The organism is Capnocytophaga sp. oral taxon 329 str. F0087 (genome assembly GCF_000213295.2).
In the GTDB taxonomy this organism is placed as follows: domain Bacteria; phylum Bacteroidota; class Bacteroidia; order Flavobacteriales; family Flavobacteriaceae; genus Capnocytophaga; species Capnocytophaga leadbetteri_A.
Genome location: NZ_KN390058.1, coordinates 1 through 7,964, shown reverse-complemented (window position 1 = coordinate 7,964; position 7,964 = coordinate 1). Strand labels below are relative to the sequence as shown.

The following is a 7,964-nucleotide window of genomic DNA, read 5'->3' as shown; positions in this document are numbered from 1 at the left end:
TAATAATTAGTTCGGTTTGCATAATACATTTAGGTTTTTTTGAGTGGTTATCAAAAAGATGCCACAAAGGTAGCATTTATATTTGATAAATGCAAGTCTTTTTAAGATATAAAATAAAAAAAGTCCGATAATTATTTATCGGACTTTTCCATTAACCAACCAAAACTTTAAATTATGAAAACTATTATTTGAAGTTTTACAATGAGCTACCACCCTCATTGCGTTGGCAAAGGTACGGCGTTTTTTTGAAATACCAAAATAAAATCAGACTTTAACAAAAAATTAACGCATATCACTTTTTTAGGTAGCTCATTATCAATATTTTAACCATTTGCTAAAGAACTGATTACTTTATCAGCTCCTTTCAGAATTTCCGGACTTCCTACTCCTATAGCAGTCATTCCAGCAGCTTTAGCAGCCTGTATACCCGCAGGAGCATCTTCTAATACACAGCAGCGGTCGGCACTGAGGTGTAGGGCTTCGGCTGCTTTCAAGAAAACTTCTGGGTCAGGTTTGGCTTTGCTAACCATTGTGCCATCAACTATAGCATCAAAATAAGGCAGTATACCGGTGCGTTCTAATACTAAGTGTGCATTTCTACTAGCAGAGCCAAGAGCTATCTTTTTGCCTTTGCTTTTCAGTTGCTGAAGCAGTGGCAATACCCCTGGCAATAGTTCCTTATGGTCTATATGACTTATTTTTTGCAGATAACTTTCATTCTTTCTAAGAGCGGTCTGCGCAAAAACTTCCTCGCTTAGGCTCTTGCCTGCCCACGATAATATTTTGTGCAGCGATACCTCTCTTCCTATGCCTTTTAGCTGCTCATTATGCTCGGGAGTAAGCTCAAAACCAAACTCTTTAGTGATTTCTTTCCAAGCTAAATAATGATATTTAGCCGTATCTACTAATACCCCATCAAGGTCGAAAATATACCCATCAGCATCAGGTAGGGAGCATACAGGCTGCGGATTGTCAGAAGCAAACCATTCAGCATACGAACTTTCGGTTTCGCATAGGCGTATAGAGTAAAGTTGCACATTGGGGGGCAACTGCTGCTGAATGCGCTGAGCAAAGTCGATTACCAGATTTTCGCTTGTAGGCTGATAGGGTACACTGATGATATTGTGTCCTTTGGCGCGTAGGCTTTCTGCTAGCTCTTGATGAGGTGAGTTAGAGTTGAATACCATAGCGTGGTCAAAAGGGGTGATAATCTGTTCTTGTACGATGCGTTTTAGGTCGCCAAAATCGATAACCATACCGTTTTTAACGTTGTGTGGGTCATTGATGGGCGTACCAATAACGGTTACTAAAAGTTTATAGCTATGTCCGTGCAGGTTTTTGCACTTGCCGTCATAACCATAGAGGGCGTGACCTGCCTCAAAATCAAATTTCTTTGTAATACGAATCATTTTCTAATCGTTAATTCAAAAATTCATAATTTATAATTCAAAATGCATCAGCTTTGTTTCTTTGCCATCGAATACAGCGTAGGTGTAGTAGTGTATCCAGTCGCCGGTATTTATATAGGTAGCTTTGCCGCCCAAATCGATAGTCATTGGTAGGTGCCGATGCCCAAAAAGGAAGTAATCATAATGGGTAGTCTCTAATTTGCGCTTGCAGTACTGCACTAACCACTCTTTGTCTTCACCTAAGAAATGCACGTCTTCATCGCCCGAAATCATCTTGTTTTTCACCGATAAATATTGCGCTAAACGCACGCCTATATCAGGGTGCAACCAACGGAAAAGCCACTTGCAAAAAGGATTGGTAAATACTTTCTTCATTCGCTTGTAGCCCTTATCGCCAGGCCCTAAACCATCGCCGTGCCCTATAAGGAAGCGTTTGCCGCAGCTCTCTACCTCTTGCGGACGGTGAAAGACAGGTATATTGAGTTCTTTTTCAAAATAATCATCCATCCACAGGTCGTGGTTGCCTACGAAAAAGTAAATAGCGATGCCGCTATCGCGCAGTTCGGCCAGCTTGCCTAAGGTGCGTACGAAGCCTTTAGGCACTACTGTGCGGTACTCAAACCAGAAGTCGAATAAGTCGCCTAAGAGGAAGATAGCCCCTGCATCGGCTTTTATAGTGTCGAGCCAGCGCACGAATTTCGCTTCGCGTTCCTTGCTCGCCTCAGGGGTAGGAGCGCCCAAGTGATTGTCTGAGGCAAAGTATATTTTCTTATTTTCAGTTAGTGATACGTGCAACATCTTATTTATTTCGTTTATCTTCACCCCAAAGTAGCTTGGTGCGAAGGGTTTTGATAAAGCTATCGCCCTCTAAACGAATCATCTTCACTACGAAAGGGGCTTTCCTAACTATGATACTCTGTTTGTTGGGTATCGATTTGATATGCGAGTCAAGCGACATCAGGAACTTCTTTTCGCGCCCTGAAATGCTCAGCTTAACCTCTGCGTCTTCCGGAATAATAACAGGGCGGGCGCTCAGATTATGAGGAGCGATAGGGGTAAGCACAAAGTTCTTAGCGGTGGGTAATATTACCGGCCCTGCACAGCTTAACGAGTAGCCCGTAGAGCCTGTAGGGGTAGCGATGATAAGTCCGTCAGCCCAATAAGAGCACAGGTAGTCGCCATTTAGTTCCGTATCGACAGTTATCATCGAGGCGGTATTTTTGCGAGTAACGGTTATCTCGTTGAGGGCGAAGTTTACCGTATCTACCGGCTCGCCTGTATCGGCAAACACAGCCTCTATAACCGAGCGTTCTACCACCTGATAATCGCCTTTGCGCAGTTGTTCTAATACATTGGGCAAGTCGTCTTTATGGGCGGTTGCCAAGAAGCCCAATCGCCCAGCATTGATGCCCAAAATAGGTATCTGCAAACTGCGTACATAGGTAATGCCTTTTAGCAGTGTGCCATCGCCCCCTATAGTCAGCATCACGTCGTAAGAGGTGTTTAGGTCTTCGAATGAAGCAAAAGATTTAGCGCTGTTAAATTTATCAGACCTCAGCTGCAATTCCGATAGTATTTCCTGCTCTATATACACTTGGTCATCAGGGGTAAAGAGCGAGAAAAGCTGCTGTAAGATGCTTTCGTTTTCAGCAGTATATTGGCGTATATAAATAGCGATTTTCATCTTTTCAAATTTCTTCTTTTTTATAAAGATGTTTTTTTAGTTCTTCAGTAGAGGTAAAGAAATGCCCATAGCCTTTGGCAGTAAGTCCTTTTTTTAGTTTTTCATCACCAGACCAAATCTTGTGCCCAGTATGCAAATGAAGAGCTATGAAAAAGGTATCATCTTCGTCTATATCATCTACTAATGCGTGTGCTTTTAGTAAAGTAGGGGTAGGTATTTCGCTTACATAACTTAGCTTTATACGTGTTTTGTAGTATTTTAATTCCTCTTTCAGTTGTTTTTCTGTTAGGTCTGAACATTCTACCACTTTTTGCCAATGTTCTTTTAACTCCTCAAAAATATAATCAGGAGCTGTAAACTGTAAATGGCTTTTTTGTTTGAATATAGAAGCCATTATCCCCTTAGGAGTTATCAAGGCACTTATCAGAATATTACTATCAGTTATGAGTATCATTTTTTTCTCTAAATAACATATCGAATAAGTATCTTCTTGTCATTCCTGCATTCATAGATTTAGCAATCTCATCAATCGCTTTTTTCTTCTGATAATAAGAGAGTTTCTTTTTAGGCTTTTCTTTCTGAACAGTGGTTGGGGTATTTGTATTTGTAGCTGTTGCTTGCATAATATTTTAATATTTTGTCTTCTATAAGGCAAAGGTACAAAATAATTAGCAAATGAGAAAATTAGTGAAGAACGTTTTGTCTTTGTACTGCACAAAAATAATAAAAATTGCGTGATTTTCCACAAATCACGCAATTTTTATTATGTTGCTATTCTCTTATTAAAGCGAATTTTCTTTAGTAAACTTCACGATTTCAGAGATGCGTCCGAAAGCTACCCCTACTACTGTATCAGCAGCGCCGTAGTATACCGCTACTTTGTCCTCTTCAATAGAATGTAGGGCAGCGCAAGGGAATACTACATTAGGTACATCGCCGGTAGTTTCGTAGAGGGTGGCAGGCGCCAAAAGGTAAGGCTGTGTACGAGCGATTACCTTGCTTGGGTCGTTTAGGTCTAATAGGGCAGCCCCCATAGAGTAACGGAAGCCGTTGCAAGTATTTATCACCCCGTGATAGAATAACAACCAACCGTCTTTAGTTTTGATAGGTACGGCACCAGCTCCTATCTTAGTACATTGCCAAGCGCTATCAACAAAAGGCGTTACTTTCATCACACAGCGGTGCTCGCCCCAGTACTTCATATCCGGACTGTAGCTGATGAAAATATCACCAAAAGGAGTATGTCCGTTATCACTTGGGCGACTTAACATCGCGTATTTACCATTGATTTTCTCAGGGAAAAGCACTCCATTACGGTTGAATGGCAAAAAGGCATTCTCGCATTGGAAGAACTCTTTAAAGTCGAAAGTGTAAGCGATACCGATAGTAGGGCCACAATAGCCGTTGCACCAAGTCACCCAATAACGGTCTTCGATGAAAGTTACGCGAGGGTCGTATTTGTACTCAGAGTGTAAGAAATCAGTATTACCCCCTTTCATTACGATAGGTTCGTGGTTGATTTCCCAGTGGATAGCATCTTTACTAAAACCAGCAAAAATATTCATTTGCACGGCTTTGTTATCGCAGCGGAATACCCCTGCAAAACCATCGCCAAAAGGCACTACAGCCGAGTTGAAAATACTGTTAGAGGTAGGAATATCATATCTACCGATAATAGGGTTTTCAGAGTAACGCCACATCACATCGGTACAACCTGCAGGGCGTTCTTGCCAAGGAATTTTATGACTCATTATATTTTTATTATTTTAATTTTTTTAGGTTAATTATTTACCCTGTGCTTCTATCACAGCCAGAGTAGCTAAGTTTACCATCTCATCTACGGTCGACCCGATAGTGGTGATGTGTATAGGCTTAGTAAGACCCATAATCAGAGGGCCTATGGTGTCTAAGTGCTGCGTTTCTTTTAGTAGCTTATAGCTGATGTTAGCCGCCTCTAAGTTAGGAAATATCAGCGCATTAGCCCCCTTGCCATTGTTCAGTTTAGAGAACGGATAGGTTTTGGCTATCTTGTCAGGGTTAAGGGCAAAATCTGCTTGTATCTCGCCATCTACCACTAAGTCAGGATAATGCTTGTGTAGGTAAGCCACAGCCTCGCGCACCTTTAGCGTACTTTCAGAGGTAGCTGAACCAAAGTTAGAATACGATAGCATCGCTACTGAAGGTTCTAAGCCAAAGAATTTCACCGCTTTAGCCGTTAGCAGCGCTATATTAGCAAGGTCAGCCGCCGATGGGTCTATGTTGATAGTAGCATCCGATAAGAAAATAGGACCTTGTTTGCTGAGCATTATACTTGCAGCAGCTATGCGTGTTACACCTTCTTCTTTTTTGATGATTTCCAGCACCGGACGTATAGCGTTAGGATAAGCGTGCGAGTAACCGGTAATCATAGCATCTGCCTGACCGGTTTCTACAAGCATAGTACCGAAATAGTTGCGCTCGCGCATTAGTCGGTCGGCTGCCTCGTAGGTTACCCCACGGCGTTCGCGTTGTTTCCAGTATAGCTCGATGAAGCGTTCGCGGCGGGCGCGTTCAGCATCGCTCTTAGGGTCTATTACATCTACACGGGCAGTAAAACCTATTTCGTGTTTTAAGGCTTTGATAACATCTTTGTTACCCAAAAGCACTGGTATACCGATACCGTCTTCGTAAATGCGTTGTGCCGCTTTTAGCACTTCTTTCTGATCGCCTTCTGCAAATACTACTCGCTTAGGAGCGCGTTTAGCGCGGTCTTGCAATAGGCGTATTTCTTTGCTACCCACCCCTATTCTGTCCATTAGTTCGCCTTTGTAGGCTTCCCAATCGGTGATAGGGTGTTGGGCTACTCCTGTAGCGATAGCCGCTTTAGCGATAGCCGGTGGTACTTCGTATATAAGTCGAGGGTCAAAAGGTTTAGGTATGATGTAGTTTTTGCCAAAGGTTAAGTTCTCACCTCCGTATACCAAACTCACTTGCTGAGGGACAGGTTTTTTAGCCAATTCGGCTATAGCGTGTACCGCAGCCAACTTCATTTCCTCGTTAATCTTAGTAGCGCGTACATCTAACGCCCCGCGGAAGATATAAGGGAACCCAAGCACATTGTTCACTTGGTTAGGATAATCTGAGCGACCGGTAGCCATTATAATATCCTGACGAGTTTTCACTGCTAAGTCGTAGTCAATCTCAGGGGTAGGGTTCGCCATCGCAAATACGATAGCGTCTTTGTTCATCGAAAGTAGCATTTCAGGGGTAAGTACATTACCTTTAGAAAGTCCGATAAATACATCAGAGCCTTTCACAGCTTCTTCCAGCGTGCGTAGGTCGCGGTCGGTAGCAAATTCAGCTTTCTGTTCTGTTAGGTTAGGCGCATCTTTGCGGATAACCCCTTTGCTATCGCACATTACTATGTTCTTAGGGTCAGCACCGAGGGCTACGTATAAGCGAGTGCAAGAGATAGCAGCCGCACCAGCTCCGTTTACCACTATCTGTGCTTTGCTGATGTCTTTGCCTACGATTTCTAACGCGTTGATAAGGGCAGCAGCCGAGATGATAGCCGTACCGTGTTGGTCGTCGTGCATCACCGGTATATCCAATTCTTCTTTCAGGCGGCGTTCTATTTCAAAAGCCTCAGGCGCTTTGATGTCCTCAAGGTTAATCCCTCCAAAAGTAGGAGCGATCGCTTTTACGGTTTCTACAAACTTATCTACATCGGTAGCATCTACCTCAATATCAAATACATCTATACCTGCGAATATTTTGAAGAGCAATCCTTTCCCTTCCATTACAGGCTTCGAAGCGTCAGCGCCTATATCGCCCAAACCGAGCACAGCTGTACCGTTCGAGATAACGGCTACAAGGTTACTTTTAGCGGTATATTTATAAGCGTTGCTTTTGTCTTCTGCGATAGCCAAACAAGGCTCAGCCACACCAGGCGAGTAAGCCAATGACAGGTCGTGTTGGGTAGCGTGTTTTTTGGTAGGTACAATAGCTATCTTACCGGGTTGCGGAAACTCGTGATAGCGTAATGCTTCTTCTTTTTTTCTTTGATCCATTTTTTTAATCTCTGATTATACGGTTTTATTGATAAGGTCTGTTATAAAAGCTATTTGCTCGTCTTCCAGCTCGGTGTGCATCGGTAGCGAGATAACCTCTTGCACTAACTGATTGGTTACACCGAAGTCAGCCTCGTTATACGAGCTACGAGTGTAAGCTTTCTGAGCGTGTAGCGGTATAGGGTAGTAGATGCCAAAAGGTACCCCATTATCAGCAAAAACTTTAGCCAAGGTATCGCGTTTGCCGTTGGTGATGCGCAAGGTGTATTGGTGGAATACGTGGTCGTAGCCTTTAGCTATTACAGGGGTGATAATGTTAGCGTTGCCTTGTAGGGCTTCGGTATATTGGCGAGCAGCCTCGCGACGGCAGTTGTTATACTCGTCTAAGTGAGGCAGTTTAGCGCGTAGTACAGCCGCTTGTAGCGAGTCTAAACGCGAGTTTACCCCTACCACATCGTGGTGATAGCGCACATACATACCGTGGTTTACGATACCTCTAAGGGTGTAAGCCAGCTCATCGTCATTAGTGAAGATAGCCCCTCCGTCGCCATAGCAACCAAGGTTTTTAGAAGGGAAGAAAGAGGTAGCCCCTACGTGTCCTATAGTACCCACTTTCTGTTGGCGACCGTCGGCAAAGGTATAGTCAGCCCCTATCGCTTGGGCGTTATCTTCAATTACGAAGAGGTTATGCTTTTTAGCTAGTGCCATAACCGCCTCCATATTAGCCGGTTGCCCGAAAAGGTGTACAGGCACGATAGCTTTAGTGCGTGGTGTAATAGCTTTTTCTATAGCTTCGATATTGATATTAAAAGTATCGTCATA

At 43.3% G+C, this 7,964-nt stretch carries 8 protein-coding genes and 1 pseudogene; all 9 read right to left on the bottom strand.

The features are described from left to right. Window positions 1-323: 323 nt before the first annotated feature. The gene (gene pgmB / locus HMPREF9074_RS12730; protein WP_231121930.1) at window positions 324-929 is read right to left on the bottom strand and encodes a beta-phosphoglucomutase; all 606 of its coding nucleotides are present in this window, start codon (window positions 927-929) and stop codon (window positions 324-326) included. A 39-nt stretch (window positions 930-968) separates the two neighbouring features. Next, a pseudogene (locus HMPREF9074_RS12725) lies at window positions 969-1,409 on the bottom strand (6-pyruvoyl tetrahydropterin synthase family protein); the annotation flags it as partial. A 30-nt stretch (window positions 1,410-1,439) separates the two neighbouring features. Then, complete coding sequence (locus HMPREF9074_RS10775) at window positions 1,440-2,207, bottom strand: UDP-2,3-diacylglucosamine diphosphatase (RefSeq protein ID WP_034540745.1); 768 nt, start codon at window positions 2,205-2,207, stop codon at window positions 1,440-1,442. A 1-nt stretch (window position 2,208) separates the two neighbouring features. Beyond that, window positions 2,209-3,093, bottom strand: a complete 885-nt coding sequence (locus HMPREF9074_RS10770) for an NAD kinase (RefSeq protein ID WP_009388419.1) — start codon at window positions 3,091-3,093, stop codon at window positions 2,209-2,211. A gap of 4 nt (window positions 3,094-3,097) precedes the next feature. Continuing rightward, on the bottom strand, window positions 3,098-3,547 hold the full coding sequence (locus tag HMPREF9074_RS10765; protein ID WP_009388418.1) for a PIN domain-containing protein: 450 nt from the start codon (window positions 3,545-3,547) through the stop codon (window positions 3,098-3,100). Beyond that, a complete protein-coding gene (locus tag HMPREF9074_RS10760; protein ID WP_009388417.1) occupies window positions 3,531-3,716 on the bottom strand; it encodes a hypothetical protein in 186 nt (61 codons plus the stop codon). The genes HMPREF9074_RS10765 and HMPREF9074_RS10760 overlap by 17 nt, the downstream gene beginning before the upstream one ends. Window positions 3,717-3,875: 159 nt before the next feature. Beyond that, a complete protein-coding gene (locus HMPREF9074_RS10755) occupies window positions 3,876-4,844 on the bottom strand; it encodes a glycoside hydrolase family 130 protein (protein WP_009388416.1) in 969 nt (322 codons plus the stop codon). Between the two features lie 33 nt (window positions 4,845-4,877). Then, window positions 4,878-7,142 carry an NADP-dependent malic enzyme gene (locus tag HMPREF9074_RS10750; protein ID WP_009388415.1) on the bottom strand — a complete coding sequence of 755 codons (2,265 nt, stop codon included), beginning with the start codon at window positions 7,140-7,142 and terminating at the stop codon, window positions 4,878-4,880. 15 nt (window positions 7,143-7,157) lie between these two features. Next, window positions 7,158-7,964: DegT/DnrJ/EryC1/StrS family aminotransferase (locus tag HMPREF9074_RS10745; protein WP_034540742.1), on the bottom strand; the 807-nt coding region annotated here is incomplete at its 5' end.

Coding starts and splice junctions, on each gene's coding strand:
- HMPREF9074_RS10750 (WP_009388415.1), bottom strand. CDS start 7,142: ATGGATCAAAGAAAAAAAGAAGAAGCATTACGCTATCACGAGTTTCCG.
- HMPREF9074_RS10775 (WP_034540745.1), bottom strand. CDS start 2,207: ATGTTGCACGTATCACTAACTGAAAATAAGAAAATATACTTTGCCTCA.
- HMPREF9074_RS10770 (WP_009388419.1), bottom strand. CDS start 3,093: ATGAAAATCGCTATTTATATACGCCAATATACTGCTGAAAACGAAAGC.
- HMPREF9074_RS10760 (WP_009388417.1), bottom strand. CDS start 3,716: ATGCAAGCAACAGCTACAAATACAAATACCCCAACCACTGTTCAGAAA.
- HMPREF9074_RS10765 (WP_009388418.1), bottom strand. CDS start 3,547: ATGATACTCATAACTGATAGTAATATTCTGATAAGTGCCTTGATAACT.
- HMPREF9074_RS10755 (WP_009388416.1), bottom strand. CDS start 4,844: ATGAGTCATAAAATTCCTTGGCAAGAACGCCCTGCAGGTTGTACCGAT.